Consider the following 15,288-nt stretch of genomic DNA (forward strand, 5'->3'; position numbering starts at 1 on the left):
CGTGCTCGTCTTCGCGGCCTCCGACAAAGGGGGCACCGGCCGTTCGGTGACCAGCGCCAACCTGGCCTACCAGCGTGCCCTCACCGGCGACCACGTGGCCTACGTCGACTTCGACTTCGGCTCGCCCACCGCCGCCGCCGTCTTCGACGTGCCCGGCGCGATGCGCGGCACCGAGGAACGCGGCCTGCACTCCTACCTGGAGGGCTCGGTCACCGAACCGGCCAGGATCGACGTCTGGCGGCAGACCGAGCACCCCCAGCTGCGCGCCCGCCCGAACCAGGCCGGCCGTCTGGTGCTGCTCCCCGGCGACGCCGGCGGCGGCGAGTTCGCCGTCGGCGAGGACGCCCTCGAACGCTGCGTCGACCTCCTGCTGCGGCTGCACGGCGAGTTCGACCTGATCGTCGTCGACCTCAGCGCCGGCCGCAGCTACGCCGTCGACATGGTCCTCGCCGCCACCGCCCACCCCCGGATGCGCTACGTCCCGTTCCGCTGGCTGGTCTTCCACCGCTGGACCCGGCAGCACGTGATCGCCGCCGCCGGACTCGTCCACCGGGACCACGGCATCATCAGGGGCGGCGTCGAACGCGGCCACGACGAGGAGGCGCTGCGGGGCGCCGTCCGCTTCGTCCGGGCCGCCGTACCCGATCCGGACTCGCCGCTGTGGTCCCAGGGCTCGCCCGCCCAGGCCGCCTGGATGCAGTCCTGCGACGAGGCGCTGCGCCGGCTCGCCGCCGAACACCGCATCGGCGACAGCGTGGTGCTCGGCATCGTCCCCCTGGAACCCATCCTGCAGTGGCGCGAACAGCTCATCACCGAAGAGGACGTCCTCTCCACACAGATCGCCAACAAGGAGACACTGGAGGCGCTGGAGGAGATCGCGCGACGGCTCACCGACGACGACCACTGGGGGCGGCCATGACGGAAGCGGTGTTCCGTGAGACGGCCGCCGAACCACGCACCCAGGCGGTGCCCCTGTCCCACCTCTCCCTGGAACTCGGCCACCTCTACATGGAGGACTTCGAGGCCGGCCCCGGACACCTGCGGCGGCACTTCGAGCGGGTACGGCCCTGGGCGGAGGCGGCCCGCGCCACCGCCGCCGCGACCGGCGGCAAACGCCCCCGGATCAGCACCTGCTTCCTGATCGACGACTACTTCACCCGCTTCTCCACCCCCGCCGACGTCGTCCCCATGCTCCTGGAGGAGGCCGGCCGGGCCGGGCTCGCCGTCGACTACCTGGCCCGCGAGTCCGGCTGCGCCGTCGCCGGCAAGGTGCCCGTCGCCGAGGCCGTCGCCGGACGGATCGTCGAGGAACCGCCGCCCGGCAGCTACGGCCTGCGCCCGCCGGCCACACAGACCGGCTGGCTGGCCAACGGCGAGCGCGGCCCCGTCGCACGCGCCCCGCAGGCCATGAAGAAGGCCACCGCCTGGCAGCCGCCGAAGGAGACCGCCGCCCGCCGCCACTCCGTCTTCCTCGACGTCGAACTCTGGGACGACGGCCCCGACGGGCACCGCACCTGGTCCTGCCCCTTCCTCGCCGCCGTGTGGCAGCTCGCCCGCCTCGGCCTGCTGCGCGACGACGGCGAGGCCGTCCTCGTGCCCCAGCCGCACACCGCCGACGCCTTCCCCGACGACTGGGACGAACTGCCCCCGCTGCTCCGCCTCAACCCCCGCGCGGACCCGTTCACCGCCTACCGGACCTGCTCGGTGATCCCCAGCCGCTTCTTACCCGTCGAACACGCCGTCCGCGTGATCCTCGACCAGATCGAGGTCGACCCCGGAGCACTGGCCCAGACCGCCGAGCGCTCCGCCCGCGAGAACGCGGCCGTCCCCGACTCGGTCGCCGACCGCATCTCCTACGTCTTCTACGCGGGGCAGTGACATGGCGCCGGGGGACATGACGCCGGGGAAGACGTGGCCGCCCGTCGTGCTCGCCTGCGGCGAGGTCCGCACCTGCCTGCTGCCCGCCCTGCAGGCCCTCGACAGCCGCGCCGCCGCCCAGCTCCTCGGACTGCGCGCCGACGAACGCGTCCTGCTCTCCGAACGCCCCAACCTCTACGGCCGCTCCCCGGACACCCTCACCGGCGTCGACTGCCCCCTGCCCAGCGCCGACGGCGCCAGGATCCGCGCCGTCGGCACCGTCGCCGCCCGCGCCTCCCTCACCGAGGGGCGCGTCCTGCAGAGCTCCGCCTACTTCCGCGTCCCCGCCTCCGGCCCCGACCACCGGCGCCCCTGGGGCCAGTACCTGGTACGGCCCGCGACGGTCGAACCGTTCGGGAAACTGCCCTACGAGGCGGTCGCCCAGGGCCTGCTGAACGGCGGGCGGCACGGCGAGCTCGACGTCGGGCTGATCGCCGACCAGCTCCTCACCCGCCTGCTGCGCCACCCCCTGCTCGACCACCGACCGCCCCTGAAGTCCCGCCCCACCCGGCTGCGCTGGGCCGCCCTGCCCGCCGAACCCGGCGAGGGGCCGTCGATCGAGCGGTTCACCCTCGCCGAGGACGAGCTGCGCACCGTACGGCTCCGCGTCCCCCCGGGCACGCCCGCCGACGAGATCGCCGGGCTCTGCGAGGACCTCGCCCTGCACGACTGGCTGCTCACCACCGTCGTCCGCATCCTGGACGGCATCCGGCTGGGCCTCGCGGAACCGCCCGCCCGGGCACGGCCCCGGACCGGCGAGGACCGCCCCGCCGTCGTCACGGCGCTGCGGCCCGCCGTCGACCACCTGCTGCACCTGTGGATGCCACGGGCCCGCGTCGCGCACGGCCTCGCCCCCCTCTGGGAGGCGCTGGAGGACCGCCCCGGCTTCACCCGGCAGTGGCGCACCCTGGTACAGCGCATCCGGGACCAGCTCGCCCTGCACGCGATTCCCCTCCAGGAGGCGAGTTGAGCCCCTGAGCACGCCGTCACGGCCCCCACGCACATCCCCGCACCCCGATCCGACGCGCATCCCAACGGGGGGAGAAGCGAGATGAGCACGGCACAGTCACCCCAGCCCGAGGACACGGCATCCCCGCCCGGCGCGGACGTACGTTCCCCGGCACCGTCACCCGACCGGACCGAGTGGACGCGCAGACTCCTGACCGGCCTCACCGCCGGCCTCGCCGTCTGGGGCGTCGCCGCACTGCTGAGCCCCGGGGCCGGAGCGCTCCGGCAGCTGGCCGCCGCCGCGCTCTGCGCCGCCGCCACGGTGGCCGTCCCCTCCCTCCTCGCCCGGGACCGGGGACCCGACGAACAGGCCCTGCGCACCCAGAGCGTCCTCGCCGAGACCGCTGCTACCGTGCGGGACGGCCTGGAGCGGCACGACGCCGACCTGCGGACCGGCCTGGCCCGGCACACCGAGGACATCCGGCAGCTCGTCGAGAGCCGCCTCCCCCAGCCGGCCCCGCCCCCCGAGTCCTACCCGCCGCTCGACCGCGTCCGCACCGACGGCGTACCGGAACTGGCCGAGCGCTTCGCCGAGGCCCTCGCACCCGGACCGTCGATCCTCCACACGTTCGTCCGCCTGGAGATGCAGCGGGTGATCGGCCACATGGCGGCGCTCACCAGCATGAGCGTGGAGTGCCACGGCGAGAACCACGACTGGATGCTCAGCCTCACCCACGCCGCGGAGCGCTCCGTCGACGCCATCAGCACCTCCGTCGACCGCGAGTTCTGGAACAGCGAGCCCGCCAGCCGCTACCTCGACGCCCAGCGGGAGGCGATCGAGGAACACGGGGTGCCGGTACGGCGGCTGTTCCTGCTGGCGAGCGCGCGCGAACTCGACGACCGGCTGCTGCGGCTGTGCGACGAACAGCAGGCGCTGCGCATCGAGGTCCGGGTGGCGGTGCTGCCCGAACTGCCGCCGCACCTCCAGCGCGGCACCACCGACGACTTCATCGTCTACGACGAGGAGGTCTCCTTCGAGATCGAGCAGGACCTGCGCGACGTCAACGTCAGGACCCGGCTCATCGCGCGACGCGACCACGTCCAGGACCGGATGAAACGCTTCCGGGAACTGTGGGAGGCGGGCATGAGCATCCGCGAACTGGAGGTACGGGTCGACGACGAGGAGGACGGCACCTGGATGGTCGACCGGGCGTAGCCTCCGGGCGGTTACTCCCGGGGGAGTAACCGCGCCCCCGTGCCGCCCCACGCAGTACTCCGCGACTCGATCCCACGTCCGACGACCCGCGCCCCTTCCGCCGGGAGTCTGGGAACCGACCCAGACACCCGACCGGAGGGGAGCCCCGACTCATGGGGGACGCAAGGACACACGCACGGCGACGGCGCCTCGTGCCCTGGGCGGTGGTCGGGCTGTGGCTGGCCGCGCTCGTGCTCGTCGGACCGCTCGCCGGCACGTTCGGCGAGGTCCAGCAGAACCGGGCCGTCGACTACCTGCCCGACAGCGCCGACTCCACTCAGGTGGCCCGTATCCAGCGAGTCGGGGCTGGTGGCACCGGGGAGTCCGTGAGCCGGCAGGTTTTAGAGCGTGTGGTGCAGCCACCGCTGAACGGTGCTGTTGATGCTGCCGGACAGGGCGCTCAGACTCTCGATGGCCTCACGGTCCTCGGGCCGGGGCGGGATACCGGCGGCGGTCAAGGCGGCGTGAAGCTCCAGCCGACGCCGGTCGCGCGGGGCGATTCCGGTGCCGAGCCGGTCGGCCGGGTTGGGCGGGGCCAGCAGGTAGTCGCTCTCCGGCTGTCCGGCGGCCGCAGGCCACCAGCGGGCGGCCGTGCCGTCCGCGACGGCGTAGGGGTCGACGAAGGCATGGTTCGGGCCGTACTCGAAAGCAGTCGCGGTCATGTCGGTCTCCTCACCAAGGGGTGTCGGTTCTGCAGGACAGGAGCCGGGTCGTGGGCGCTCCGGTTGCGACCGTGGTGAAACGTCACGCCAACGGAGTCATCGGCATCTCATCGGCCGGTCGGATGAACGCTTCTGAGGACCTTCGACGCCGCCTGCTCCGACCGCCCCGCCCGTCACGCAGTTCGCCTGTGTCCCAGTAGACGTGCCTGTTCGCTTTTGAGCCGGGTGAACCGGTCATGGATGTACTCCTTGAGCTCCTGGCCGGGGAAGGATATGAGGGACAGGTGTTCCTCGTAGTTGCCCTGGGCCCAGCGTGCGGCCGTGATCTCGTAGCCCGAGACATGGGCGCACAGTTGGAGCAGCGCTTCGGGCATCTCCTCTTCGATGAGGAGGTCGGTCTTGGTGACCACCACGTCACGCATGGCCTGGATGTTGGGGATGAAGATGGTGCTGGCCCAGGTGCGCCACTCCGTGAGTTCCTGCTCGGTAGGGGGTGTGTCGCGGTAGAAGGGACCGCCACCGTCGGCGCGGGAGTACTTCTCCGAGAAGGCCTCGTAGGTACGGCTGTTGGCCTCCATCAGGGCGAACAGCGGCCCGTAGAAGTCGCTCAGCTGCTGGTTGACGCGGGTGAGCCGGGCCTGCCTCTGGGTAAGGCGCACTCCGTTCAGGTAGGTCGCGAGATAGCCGATGAACGCCAGCCCGACGGTCACGATCACTGTAGCCATGACGGGTGATGCTAGGGGCTCCTCTTCAGCGGCAGTACGTGTCCTGCCGGGGCCGGTCACCGGTGGCGAGGAAGCGGGAGACCGTGCGGTCGCCGCACTCGTTGCCGTTGGCGAGGTAGGCGTCATGGCCGGTGGAGTTCACGGTGACCATGACCGCCCGCCGGCCGAACGCCTCGCGGAGCTTCCGCGCGCCGCTGAGCGGGGTGGCGACGTCCCGTTCGTTCTGGATCAGGAGGATGTCGGACGGTCCCCGGCCGGTGATCCGCACGGGTGCCTCACGGGGCGGGTAGGGCCAGGCGGCGCACGGCATCACGTTGCGCGGCATCCCGGCGGTGAGCGGGTACTTGGCGCGACTCTCCGCGACGCCCTTCTCGTACACGGCGGCCGACCTGGGCCAGGCCACGTCGTTGCAGAGCGTCCCCACGCCGACAGCGGTCACGTTCTGCAGCACCGACTCCGGCGGGGCGGACGGCGCGGGCGGTACGGTGCCCTGCCGGGCGGCCAGCATCAGCTTGGCGAGGGCCGGGTAACTGCTCGGCCGGTAGAGGCTGTCCAGCAGGGTCTGGCGCAGGACGTTGCCGTTCAGCTCCTCCGGGTTGGCGCCGGGCCAGGGGAGCGGCTCACGGTCGAGACGGGCGGCGAGCCGCAGGAACAGCGGACGCACCTCGGCGGCCATGTCCGCAATGCGGTCCGGGTTGCCGGGCGCCGACGCCCACGCCGCGAAGTGCGGGAACGTGTCCTCGACACCCCGCTCGTGTCCGGCGAGCCAGGCGCGGGCCACCCGGGTGGGGTCGGGGTCGTCGTTGCTGTCCAGCACGATCCGGTCCGTGCGGTGCGGGAACAGCTGGCTGTAGACGGCTCCGACGTACGTCCCGTACGAGACACCCCACGCGGAGATCTTCCGTTCGCCGAGCGCGGCCCGGAGGCGGTCGAGGTCGCGGGCGTTGTCGCGTGTGCTGATGTGGCGGATCAGCTCACCGGCGTTGCGGACGCAGGTGGTCGAGATGCGCTCGGCGGTGGCGATGTTCCCGTCGATCGAGCCGTCCGGCGCGGGCCAGGGGCGCAGCTTGGAGGTGGCGAGGTCGGCGCGGTCCAGCCCGCAGTCGACGGAGGTGGAGGGGGAGACGCTGCGGGGTGCGAAGCCGATCAGGTCGTACTGGTCGCGGACCCGCTGGGGGAGCTTCTGCCCTTTGCCGGAGGGGTCGTCGAGACTGGAGCCGCCTGGTCCCCCGGGGATGAGGAAGAGGGTGCCGCGGCGGGACGCGGGGTTCTCGGCGGGGATACGGGAGACGGCGAGGGAGATCTGCGGGCCGTCGGGGTCGGCGTGGTCCATGGGGACCCGGAGGGTGGCGCACTCCTGGCGGGGGTCGGCGCCGGTCGTGTCCGCGCAGGGTCCCCAGGCGAGGGACGCGGGTACGGCCTGGGCGGTCAGGGGTGGGAGCAGGGCGACGAGGAGGGCGGCGGGTACGGCGGTGAGGGCGAGGGTGCGTGATGTGGTCAGCGACATGCCCACGAGCCTCGCGGCGACTCGCCCCCGCTCCCATCCGGGCAACGGGCGGATTTCTACGGGGGTTTACCCCAGGGTGCGCTGACCAGTGGACCGACGGTGCGTGTGAACTCCGGCCAGGAACACGCCCCGGCCGACGGTCACGCCCCGACCGGCGTCCAGTACGGTCCCTGGGTCGCCTTCAGCCGCTGAAGGGCTGTCAGCCGTACCGCGAACAGCACAGCGGCGCCGGCGGTGACGGCGTACAGGAGGTCGACGGCGAGGTACAGCGTCACGGCGTCGCTGAGCCCGGTGAGCGAGTCGGTCATGTCGAGGCGTGCGGAGGCGTACCGGCCGAGCAGGACCGTTCCGACGAACAGGGTCCACCACAGGTTCACCGGCCACGTCGGCACCCGGTGCGATTCCCCCTCGGTCGGCAGCGGTGTGCAGGCACCCCACATGTCGACCGCGACGCGGTACGGCAGCCACAGGTTGGCCACGGGGACGAACCACGCGCCGATCGCCCACCCGGACCCCATGCGGAACCGGTCCGGCGCCAGGGGCCCGGTGCGGCGGCGCATCAGGAAGAACCAGGTGATGAAGAGCGCCGCGCAGAGCAGGCTCGTGGCCACCTGGACCCGCCCCGCGTTCTCGTACAGCGAGTACGCGGACTCCAGGTTCGACACGGTCGTGGCGGTCACATCGCCGTCGACCACCGCGCGGAGCCGGACGCCGGTGTACACGGCGAACAGGTCGCCGAGCGCGGCGGCCGCGAACGCCGCCACCACGGCGATGAGGAGGCCGTGTGGAGCGAGTGGCGGAGTGTTGCCGGGCAGCGGTGGACGCGGGCTGAGCCCATCCTTGGATGTGAGCATGATGACGGCCCCCCACGGGCGGTAGAACGGAGATCACCCGCGGAAGATCGCGCGCGGACGCACGATACGTCGGACGGCGAGTAGCCGTCCACGTCAATTAGCCTGTGACCAGGGCCTCTTAGCGACCGATGCCGCCTATGAACTCCGCCCAGGCCACCGGCCCGACGACGATCACCGGACCGCCGTCCACCTTGCTGTCCCGGACGGGGACGACGCCGGGGAGTCCGGCGGCGACTTCGACGCAGTCCTCGCCGCCGCTGTACGTGCTCTTGCGCCAGCGTGCGGCGCCGGGGAAGTCATACGCGACTTCGACACAGGCCTCGCCGCCGTCACCGCCGCTGTAGCTGCTCTTGCGCCAGCCTGCGTTGCTCAGGTCGAACTCGCGCATCGTCTGTAGTCCTCCGCAGCCGACTCGATCAGGGGCAGGGACGCCTCCGACGACAGCGCGGCGGCCCTGATGTGATCGTAGGACGCCCGGATTCGCTTCACCAGCGCCGGTTCGTCCAGCAGGCTGCCCGAAAACACGCCCTCTGTATAGACGGTCGGTGGCGCGTCCTCGAACTCCATGAGCCACATCATCTTGCCCATGGCCGGGTGCGCCCCTGCGGAGAACGGGAGCACCTGGAGCAGCACCTTGCGCTCGCGCGCCATGGCCGCGATGTGGTCCAGTTGGTGCGCCATGACCGCCGGACCGCCCACGGGGACGCGCAGTGCCGTCTCGTGCAGCACCACCCAATACACGGGCCGTGTGGCGTCCTTGAGGACCCGCGTCCGCTCCATCCGGCCCTTGATGAGTTCTTCGATGTACTCGTCGGCGGCGAACGGATTGCCCGCCAGGAACATCGCCTGTGCGTACTCCCGTGTTTGCAGGAGCCCTGGGATCACAGCCGGCGCGTACTCGCAGATTTCCGTCGCCAGCCGTTCCAGTTCGGCCGCGTGCGCGAAGTACTCCGTATAGGTCTGATCCTTGATGAGCTTGCGCCACATCCGCTCGAAAATACCGTCGGTTTGCAGCGCGTCGTCGATCCGCTGGGCCACATCCAATTGTGGCTTACGAATCGCCTGTTCGAACTGGCCGATGTAGCCGCCCGACACGAACACGCGCGTACCCAGATCCACCTGCGTGAACCCCGCGTCCTCGCGCCGGCGCTTCAGTTCCGCGCCGAAGAACTCCCACGCCGCTTGACGTGAACCGTTGGCCATAACCAACCCCCTTGTGCTGACTCGCACTTGTAGAGCGCGAGCCCCTCCCGAGTGTAGACACGGAATGTCACCCTTGGGGTACGAAGAGTGAAAGCCGAAAGGAAAGGGGAGCACGGTGAAGGCACGACACTCGGCGCTCTGCGTCGAAGAAGCGGAGGAAGTGGTGAAGGAATTGCGGGCGGCGCTCGCGAAGGCCGGAATTTCCCTGCCGTCACTGGGGATGGACCCGGTGAGTCTTGCGCGGGAGGCGCCCTGTCCGCTCATCGAACTGGGACGGTGTTCGGTGGAGACCGCGCGGCGGATCGCGGCGGCGGTGATGCGGTGAAGCCGCCCGTCGGCGCGTATGTCGTGGACACCAGGACCGAGCGGATCGGCGTCGTCATGGGGCACGAGGGACCCTACGTCCAGCTGAGACCGTTCGGCGGCGGCCGGGAGTGGGACGCCGACCCCCGTGCCGTACGGCGCGCCACGCCCGCCGAGCGGTTGCGCGCGGCGACGGCGTACGCCAATGCCCGGAGCCGGGGGGAGGTGCCGTGAACGTGGGCGACAATGGATGCCATGAGTCTGTTCCGCGACGACGGCATCGTGCTGCGCACCCAGAAGCTGGGTGAGGCGGACCGGATCATCACCCTGCTCACGCGCGGTCACGGACGGGTACGCGCGGTGGCGAGGGGCGTGCGCCGGACGAAGTCGAAGTTCGGTGCGCGCCTCGAACCGTTCTCGCACGTGGACGTGCAGTTCTTCTCGAAGGGGAGCGAGCTGGTCGGGCGCGGCCTGCCGCTGTGCACGCAGAGCGAGACGATCGCGCCGTACGGTGGCGGGATCGTCACCGACTACGCGCGGTACACGGCCGGAACGGCCATGCTGGAGACGGCGGAGCGGTTCACCGATCACGAGGGCGAGCCGGCGGTGCAGCAGTACCTGCTGCTGGTCGGGGCCCTGCGGACGCTGGCGAGGGGCGAGCACGCGCCGCATCTCGTGCTCGACGCGTTCCTGCTGCGCTCCCTCGCCGTCAACGGGTACGCGCCCAGCTTCACCGACTGCGCGAAGTGCGGCATGCCCGGTCCGAACCGGTTCTTCTCGGTCGGGTCGGGCGGTGTCGTCTGCGCCGACTGCCGGGTGCCCGGCAGCGTCGTACCCTCGCCGCAGGCCTTGGGACTCCTCGGAGCGCTGCTTACGGGAGACTGGGAGACCGCGGACGCGTGCGAGGCGCGGTACGTCCGGGAGGGGAGCGGGCTGGTGTCCGCCTACCTGCACTGGCATCTGGAGCGCGGGCTGCGCTCGCTGAGGTACGTCGAGAAGTAAGCACGAGGAGACGAGAGACACATGGTGGTACGCGGGTTCCTGGGGCGTCGGCGCCAGGAGTACAGGACGCCGGAACCGCACCCGTCCGGCGCGCGGCCTCCGAAGATCCCCGGGGAACTGGTCCCGAAGCATGTGGCGATCGTCATGGACGGCAACGGGCGGTGGGCGAAGGAGCGGGGGCTGCCGCGCACCGAGGGGCACAAGGTCGGCGCCGAGCGGGTACTGGACGTGCTCCAGGGCGGGATCGAGATGGGGGTCGGCGCGATCTCGCTGTACGCCTTCTCCACCGAGAACTGGAAGCGGTCGCCGGACGAGGTGCGCTTCCTGATGAACTTCAACCGGGACTTCATCCGCAAGACGCGCGACACGCTCGACGAGCTCGGCATCCGGGTGCGGTGGGTCGGGCGGATGCCCAAGCTGTGGAAGTCGGTGGCCAAGGAGCTCCAGGTCGCCCAGGAGCAGACGAAGGACAACGACGGGCTGACGCTGTACTTCTGCATGAACTACGGCGGGCGGGCGGAGATCGCGGACGCCGCGCAGGCGCTCGCGGAGGACGTGCGGGCCGGGCGGCTCGACCCGTCGAAGGTCGACGAGAAGACCCTCCAGAAGTACATGTACTACCCGGACATGCCGGACGTGGACCTGTTCCTGCGGCCCAGCGGGGAGCAGCGCACCTCCAACTACCTCCTCTGGCAGAGCGCGTACGCCGAGATGGTCTTCCAGGACGTGCTCTGGCCGGACTTCGACCGGCGTGACCTGTGGCGGGCGTGCCTGGAGTTCGCCTCCCGCGACCGGCGGTTCGGCGGGGCGATCCCGAACGAGGAGCTGCTGGCCATGGAGGGCAGGCAGGAGTAGCCGGCGTTACGATCACGGCTCGTCGCCGAAGGACCGGGGAGGGGCCGTGACGGAACAGGCCGTGGCGCTGGACGAGGGGACCGTCGAGCTGGAGTTCATGCAGCTCCGGGAGGACATGGCGGACGCCGTGCGGCTGGTGATCCGCAAGCGCGGCGGCGTCACGCGTCTGCTGCACCACCCCGCCTTCCTCGCCTGCGCCGTGTCGGCGGGGATCGTCCTGGGCGTCCTCGGCGTCCTGAACGGTGAGGCGGCGGGGGTGGGGTGGGGTGTGGGCCTCACCGTGTGGGCGGTGGCGGTGTTCCTGAGCCCCGGCATCTCGGCCGGCCGCATGCTCGAGGCGAACAGGCACCACGGCCTGATCCGGATCACCGTCGGATCCGGGGGCGTGCGCATGGTCAGCGAGCACAGTGATCTGCGCATGGGGTGGGCCAACTTCGGCAGTTACGCGGAGTCCGGGCGGGTCTTCGTGCTGCGCAGTCCCGACCGGGCGGGGAACTGTGCGCTGGTGCTGGTGAAGCAGGGGGTCCGTGGGGAGCGGGGCGGGGAGCGGTTGCGGGCGCTGCTCGATCGGCATCTGGCCCGCGTGTGACGAGTGCCTGCGGGGTGGCGCCGGGCGGGGGTGGGTCGCGCTGCCCGGTGCTTTAGGGGTGCCTCCCCCAGAGGGGGTACCCCCAGCCCACCCGTGCCGCCCTGGGGGTACCTCCCAGGCCTTCAAGGCACTGGGGGAGGCGCGATTGCCCGCAGTTTCGCGGCGCGTGTGCCCGCGGTTACGTCATGCCGCCGCGCACTCCGCGCACGTGCCGAAGATCTCCACCGTGTGGGCCACGTCGACGTAGCCGTGTTCCGCCGCGATGGCCTCCGCCCATTTCTCCACCGCCGGGCCCTCCACCTCCACCGCCTTGCCGCAGCTGCGGCAGACCAGGTGGTGGTGGTGATCGCCGGTGGAGCAGCGGCGGTAGACGGACTCGCCGTCGTCGGTGCGCAGGACGTCGACCTCGCCGGCGTCGGCGAGGGACTGGAGGGTGCGGTAGACCGTGGTGAGCCCGACCGAGTCGCCCTTGTGCTTGAGCATGTCGTGGAGTTCCTGCGCGCTGCGGAACTCGTCGACCTCCTGAAGGCAGGCCGCCACAGCGGCACGCTGCCGGGTGGAGCGGCCCTTCACGGGTGGTCCTGCGGTCGTCACCGGACTGCCTCCTCACATCTGGCCCCGTCTGCCCGGGCCATTGTGCCAGCCCGGGCCGAGGGCGGTCAGGCGCCGACCGCGTCGCCGGCCTCGCGGCTGGCCGGAATCGTGCACTCCGCGGGATCGCCGCCGGGGTGCGCGGCGGCCAGGGCCCGGGCGCGGCGGCGGGCCAGCGGGGCGGCCAGCGCGGTCAGCGCGATGAACGCGGCGATGGTCAGCAGCACGATCGTCGCGCCGGGCGGCACGTCCTGGTAGTACGAGGTGACCGTGCCGCCGATGGTCACGCTCACGCCGATCGCGACGGCGATGGCGAAGGTGGCGGCGAAGCTGCGGGTGAGCTGCTGGGCCGCCGCCACGGGCACCACCATCAGCGCGCTCACCAGCAGCAGGCCGACCACGCGCATGGCGACGGAGACGGTGACCGCGGCCGTGACCGCCGTGAGCAGGTTCAGGAACCGCACCGGCAGGCCGGTCACCCGGGCGAACTCCTCGTCCTGACTGACGGCGAAGAGCTGCCGGCGCAGACCGACGGTGACCAGGACCACGAACGCGGCCAGCAGGCAGATCGCGGTCACGTCGGACTCGGAGACCGTGGACAGGGAGCCGAAGAGGAACGAGGAGAGGTTGGTGGTGGAGCCGCCGGGGGCGAGGTTGATGAACATCACGCCGCCGGCCATACCGCCGTAGAAGAGCATCGCGAGGGCGATGTCGCCGCGGGTCCTGGCGTACCAGCGGACCAGTTCCATGAAGACGGCGCCGAGGACGGAGACGAGCGTCGCCATCCACACCGGGGACCAGGAGAGCAGGAAGCCCAGGCCGACGCCGGTCATGGCGACGTGGCCGATGCCGTCGCCCATGAGGGCCTGGCGGCGCTGGACGAGGTAGATGCCGATGGCGGGGGCGGTGATGCCGACCAGGACGGCGGCGAGCAGTGCCCGCTGCATGAAGGCGTAGTCGAGGATGTCCATCGGATTCAGCTCAGCAGTCCCGTGCGGATCGGTTCGGTACCCGCGGGGGCGTGCGGGTGGACGTGGTCGTGGCCGGGCAGCGCGTGCTGGCCGACGGCCTTCGGGGGCGGGCCGTCGTGCAGGACGCAGCCGTCGCGGAGCACGACCGCCCGGTCGATCAGGGGCTCCAGCGGGCCCAGTTCGTGCAGGACGAGGAGGACCGTGGCGCCCCCGGCGACCTGGACCTTCAGCGTCTCGGCGAGGATCTCCTGGCTGGCCAGGTCGACGCCCGCCATCGGCTCGTCCATGATCAGCAGTTCGGGGGCGGCGGCGAGCGCGCGGGCGATCAGGACCCGCTGGTGCTGGCCGCCGGAGAGGGCGTCGACGGAGTCCTTCGCCCTGTCCGCCATGCCGACCAGGTCCAGGGCGTGGCGTACGGCCGCGTGGTCGGCCTTGCGGAAGAGGCCGAAGCGGGTACGGGCCAGGCGGCCGGAGGAGACGACCTCGGTGACCGTGGCAGGCACGCCGCCGGCGGCGGTGGTGCGCTGCGGGACGTAGCCCACGCGCGCCCAGTCGCGGAACCGGTGCCGGGGGGTGCCGAACAGTTCGATCTCGCCCGCGCTGACGGGTACCTGGCCGATGACGCTGCGTACGGCCGTCGACTTGCCGGAGCCGTTGGCGCCGAGCAGGGCGACGACCTCACCGCGGCGCACGGTGAGGTCGATGCCGCGCAGGACGGGGCGCGAGCCCAGTTCGGCGCGGACGCCGCGCAGGGAAATGACGGGCTCGGTCGTCATGCCGTCCTCCGGTGGTTCGTCGGTCACTTGGTTCCCAGGGCCGTCCGCAGGGCCTTCAGGTTGGCTTCCATGACCTGGAAGTAGTCGTCGCCGCGGGAGGCGTCGGTGATGCCCTCGACCGGGTCCAGGACGTCCGTCTTCAGTCCGGTGTCGCCGGCCAGGGTCTTGGCGGTCTTGTCGCTGACGAGCGTCTCGTAGAAGACGGTGGTGACGCCGTCGGCCTTCGCCATCTCCTGGAGCTCCTTCACGCGGGCCCCGCTGGGCTCGGACTCGGGGTCCAGGCCGCTGATGGCCTCCTCGGTCAGGCCGTAGCGCTCGGCGAGGTAGCCGAAGGCGGCGTGCGTGGTGAGGAAGACGCTGTTCTTCCTGTCCGCGAGGCCGGCCCTGAACTTCTCGTCGAGGTCGTTCAGCTCGCCGACCAGGGCCGCGGTGTTCTTCTCGTAGTCGGCGGCGTGGTCCGGGTCGGCCTTCTCGAAGGCCTTGCCGACGCCCTCGGCGACCTCGGCGTACTTGACCGGGTCGAGCCAGATGTGGGGGTCCTTGCCGCCCTCGTGCTCGTGCTCGTGGCCGTGCTCCTCCTCGGCGTGCTCCTCCTCGGCGTGCTCCTCCTCGTGGCCGCCGGCCTCGGTGCCGTGCTCCTCCAGGGAGGTCAGGGTCGCGGCGTCGATCTTCGTCTTCACCGGGGACTGGCCGATGGCCTCGTCGACGGTGGGCTGGAGGCCCTTGAGGTAGAGCGCCGCGTCGGACTCCTCGAGCTGCGCGGTCTGCTTGGCGCTGATCTCCAGGTCGTGCGGCTCCTGGCCGGGCTCGGTGAGGCTGGTGACGCTGACGTGCTCGCCGCCGATCCGCTCGGCGAGGAAGGCCATCGGGTAGAACGACGCGACGACGTCGAATTTTTCGGTGTTGCCCGCGGCGGCGCTGTCGGAGGAACAGGCGGTCAGGGTGCCGAGACCGAGGGCGGTGACCGCGGCCAGAGCGGCCGTGGATATGTGAGGTCGTCGTACGTTCATGACAGTCATTTTCAACAAATATGGAAACCGTTGTCAACAAAGCACGTGAGGGCGCTGTAGGGGACACCGAATTGGTCGCGGGGCAGGCCGCGCCGGTAGCCTGAGGGCTTCGCTGGAAGC

General features: G+C 71.3%; 19 protein-coding genes. 9 read left to right on the forward strand and 10 right to left on the reverse strand.

Annotated features, from left to right (window positions below; translation table 11 throughout):
* Position 1 precedes the first annotated feature (1 nt).
* The 4 genes from IH50_RS0106690 (at position 2) to IH50_RS0106705 (ending at position 4,081) form a co-directional block, all read left to right on the forward strand.
* Complete coding sequence (locus IH50_RS0106690) at positions 2–919, forward strand: SCO2523 family variant P-loop protein (protein WP_030858316.1); 918 nt, start codon at positions 2–4, stop codon at positions 917–919.
* Complete coding sequence (locus IH50_RS0106695) at positions 916–1,878, forward strand: SCO2522 family protein (protein ID WP_030858319.1); 963 nt, start codon at positions 916–918, stop codon at positions 1,876–1,878. Before IH50_RS0106690 ends, IH50_RS0106695 begins: the two co-directional genes overlap by 4 nt.
* Positions 1,879–1,894: 16 nt before the next feature.
* Complete coding sequence (locus IH50_RS0106700) at positions 1,895–2,887, forward strand: SCO2521 family protein (RefSeq protein ID WP_030858321.1); 993 nt, start codon at positions 1,895–1,897, stop codon at positions 2,885–2,887.
* 81 nt (positions 2,888–2,968) lie between these two features.
* Positions 2,969–4,081 (forward strand): hypothetical protein, encoded by a 1,113-nt coding sequence (locus tag IH50_RS0106705; RefSeq protein WP_030858323.1) that lies wholly within the window; start codon positions 2,969–2,971, stop codon positions 4,079–4,081.
* A gap of 380 nt (positions 4,082–4,461) precedes the next feature.
* On the opposite strand, the gene IH50_RS0106710 is transcribed toward IH50_RS0106705, so the two are convergent.
* From IH50_RS0106710 to IH50_RS0106735, 6 genes are all read right to left on the reverse strand, one after another.
* A complete protein-coding gene (locus IH50_RS0106710; RefSeq protein WP_030858325.1) occupies positions 4,462–4,782 on the reverse strand; it encodes a hypothetical protein in 321 nt (106 codons plus the stop codon).
* Positions 4,783–4,955: 173 nt separating this feature from the next.
* Positions 4,956–5,507: a hypothetical protein gene (locus IH50_RS0106715; RefSeq protein WP_030858327.1), complete on the reverse strand. Its 552-nt coding sequence runs from the start codon at positions 5,505–5,507 to the stop codon at positions 4,956–4,958.
* Between the two features lie 25 nt (positions 5,508–5,532).
* Positions 5,533–7,014, reverse strand: coding sequence for an alpha/beta hydrolase (locus IH50_RS0106720; RefSeq protein ID WP_030858329.1), 1,482 nt, complete (start codon positions 7,012–7,014; stop codon positions 5,533–5,535).
* Between the two features lie 140 nt (positions 7,015–7,154).
* Positions 7,155–7,868 carry a DUF4328 domain-containing protein gene (locus IH50_RS0106725; protein ID WP_051767205.1) on the reverse strand — a complete coding sequence of 238 codons (714 nt, stop codon included), beginning with the start codon at positions 7,866–7,868 and terminating at the stop codon, positions 7,155–7,157.
* Between the two features lie 118 nt (positions 7,869–7,986).
* Positions 7,987–8,256, reverse strand: a complete 270-nt coding sequence (locus IH50_RS0106730; RefSeq protein WP_030858333.1) for a DUF397 domain-containing protein — start codon at positions 8,254–8,256, stop codon at positions 7,987–7,989.
* Positions 8,238–9,071, reverse strand: a complete 834-nt coding sequence (locus tag IH50_RS0106735) for a helix-turn-helix domain-containing protein (RefSeq protein ID WP_030858335.1) — start codon at positions 9,069–9,071, stop codon at positions 8,238–8,240. Before IH50_RS0106735 ends, IH50_RS0106730 begins: the two co-directional genes overlap by 19 nt.
* A gap of 115 nt (positions 9,072–9,186) precedes the next feature.
* On the opposite strand from IH50_RS0106735, the gene IH50_RS0106740 reads away from it, so the two are divergent.
* From IH50_RS0106740 to IH50_RS0106760, 5 genes are read left to right on the forward strand one after another with little or no spacing between them, the layout of a single operon-like run.
* Positions 9,187–9,396: a hypothetical protein gene (locus tag IH50_RS0106740; protein WP_030858337.1), complete on the forward strand. Its 210-nt coding sequence runs from the start codon at positions 9,187–9,189 to the stop codon at positions 9,394–9,396.
* Entirely contained in the window at positions 9,393–9,608 is a 216-nt protein-coding gene (locus tag IH50_RS0106745) for a hypothetical protein (protein ID WP_030858339.1), read from the forward strand. The genes IH50_RS0106740 and IH50_RS0106745 overlap by 4 nt, the downstream gene beginning before the upstream one ends.
* Before the next feature lie 21 nt (positions 9,609–9,629).
* Positions 9,630–10,376: a DNA repair protein RecO gene (gene recO / locus IH50_RS0106750; protein WP_030858341.1), complete on the forward strand. Its 747-nt coding sequence runs from the start codon at positions 9,630–9,632 to the stop codon at positions 10,374–10,376.
* 21 nt (positions 10,377–10,397) lie between these two features.
* Positions 10,398–11,231, forward strand: a complete 834-nt coding sequence (locus IH50_RS0106755; RefSeq protein ID WP_030858344.1) for an isoprenyl transferase — start codon at positions 10,398–10,400, stop codon at positions 11,229–11,231.
* 46 nt (positions 11,232–11,277) lie between these two features.
* Positions 11,278–11,820, forward strand: a complete 543-nt coding sequence (locus IH50_RS0106760; RefSeq protein WP_030858346.1) for a hypothetical protein — start codon at positions 11,278–11,280, stop codon at positions 11,818–11,820.
* 183 nt (positions 11,821–12,003) lie between these two features.
* Here the strand turns inward: IH50_RS0106760 and IH50_RS0106765 are convergent, their stop codons facing one another.
* The 4 genes from IH50_RS0106765 to IH50_RS0106780 form a co-directional block, all read right to left on the reverse strand.
* Complete coding sequence (locus tag IH50_RS0106765) at positions 12,004–12,414, reverse strand: Fur family transcriptional regulator (protein WP_030858347.1); 411 nt, start codon at positions 12,412–12,414, stop codon at positions 12,004–12,006.
* A 65-nt stretch (positions 12,415–12,479) separates the two neighbouring features.
* Positions 12,480–13,382 carry a metal ABC transporter permease gene (locus IH50_RS0106770; protein ID WP_030858349.1) on the reverse strand — a complete coding sequence of 301 codons (903 nt, stop codon included), beginning with the start codon at positions 13,380–13,382 and terminating at the stop codon, positions 12,480–12,482.
* A gap of 5 nt (positions 13,383–13,387) precedes the next feature.
* Positions 13,388–14,158 (reverse strand): metal ABC transporter ATP-binding protein, encoded by a 771-nt coding sequence (locus IH50_RS0106775; RefSeq protein WP_030858351.1) that lies wholly within the window; start codon positions 14,156–14,158, stop codon positions 13,388–13,390.
* A gap of 23 nt (positions 14,159–14,181) precedes the next feature.
* Positions 14,182–15,168 carry a metal ABC transporter substrate-binding protein gene (locus IH50_RS0106780; protein ID WP_030858352.1) on the reverse strand — a complete coding sequence of 329 codons (987 nt, stop codon included), beginning with the start codon at positions 15,166–15,168 and terminating at the stop codon, positions 14,182–14,184.
* Positions 15,169–15,288: the final 120 nt, after the last annotated feature.

Source organism: Streptomyces sp. NRRL S-37 (assembly GCF_000721605.1).
Classification (GTDB): Bacteria; Actinomycetota; Actinomycetes; order Streptomycetales; family Streptomycetaceae; genus Streptomyces.

What these genes read in the sequence shown, in the direction of transcription:
- IH50_RS0106695 (WP_030858319.1), top strand. Translation starts at nt 916, where the DNA reads ATGACGGAAGCGGTGTTCCGTGAGACGGCCGCCGAACCACGCACCCAG.
- IH50_RS0106700 (WP_030858321.1), top strand. Translation starts at nt 1,895, where the DNA reads ATGACGCCGGGGAAGACGTGGCCGCCCGTCGTGCTCGCCTGCGGCGAG.
- IH50_RS0106705 (WP_030858323.1), top strand. Translation starts at nt 2,969, where the DNA reads ATGAGCACGGCACAGTCACCCCAGCCCGAGGACACGGCATCCCCGCCC.
- IH50_RS0106710 (WP_030858325.1), bottom strand. Translation starts at nt 4,782, where the DNA reads ATGACCGCGACTGCTTTCGAGTACGGCCCGAACCATGCCTTCGTCGAC.
- IH50_RS0106715 (WP_030858327.1), bottom strand. Translation starts at nt 5,507, where the DNA reads ATGGCTACAGTGATCGTGACCGTCGGGCTGGCGTTCATCGGCTATCTC.
- IH50_RS0106720 (WP_030858329.1), bottom strand. Translation starts at nt 7,014, where the DNA reads ATGTCGCTGACCACATCACGCACCCTCGCCCTCACCGCCGTACCCGCC.
- IH50_RS0106725 (WP_051767205.1), bottom strand. Translation starts at nt 7,868, where the DNA reads ATGCTCACATCCAAGGATGGGCTCAGCCCGCGTCCACCGCTGCCCGGC.
- IH50_RS0106730 (WP_030858333.1), bottom strand. Translation starts at nt 8,256, where the DNA reads ATGCGCGAGTTCGACCTGAGCAACGCAGGCTGGCGCAAGAGCAGCTAC.
- IH50_RS0106735 (WP_030858335.1), bottom strand. Translation starts at nt 9,071, where the DNA reads ATGGCCAACGGTTCACGTCAAGCGGCGTGGGAGTTCTTCGGCGCGGAA.
- recO (WP_030858341.1), top strand. Translation starts at nt 9,630, where the DNA reads ATGAGTCTGTTCCGCGACGACGGCATCGTGCTGCGCACCCAGAAGCTG.
- IH50_RS0106755 (WP_030858344.1), top strand. Translation starts at nt 10,398, where the DNA reads ATGGTGGTACGCGGGTTCCTGGGGCGTCGGCGCCAGGAGTACAGGACG.
- IH50_RS0106770 (WP_030858349.1), bottom strand. Translation starts at nt 13,382, where the DNA reads ATGGACATCCTCGACTACGCCTTCATGCAGCGGGCACTGCTCGCCGCC.
- IH50_RS0106775 (WP_030858351.1), bottom strand. Translation starts at nt 14,158, where the DNA reads ATGACGACCGAGCCCGTCATTTCCCTGCGCGGCGTCCGCGCCGAACTG.
- IH50_RS0106780 (WP_030858352.1), bottom strand. Translation starts at nt 15,168, where the DNA reads ATGAACGTACGACGACCTCACATATCCACGGCCGCTCTGGCCGCGGTC.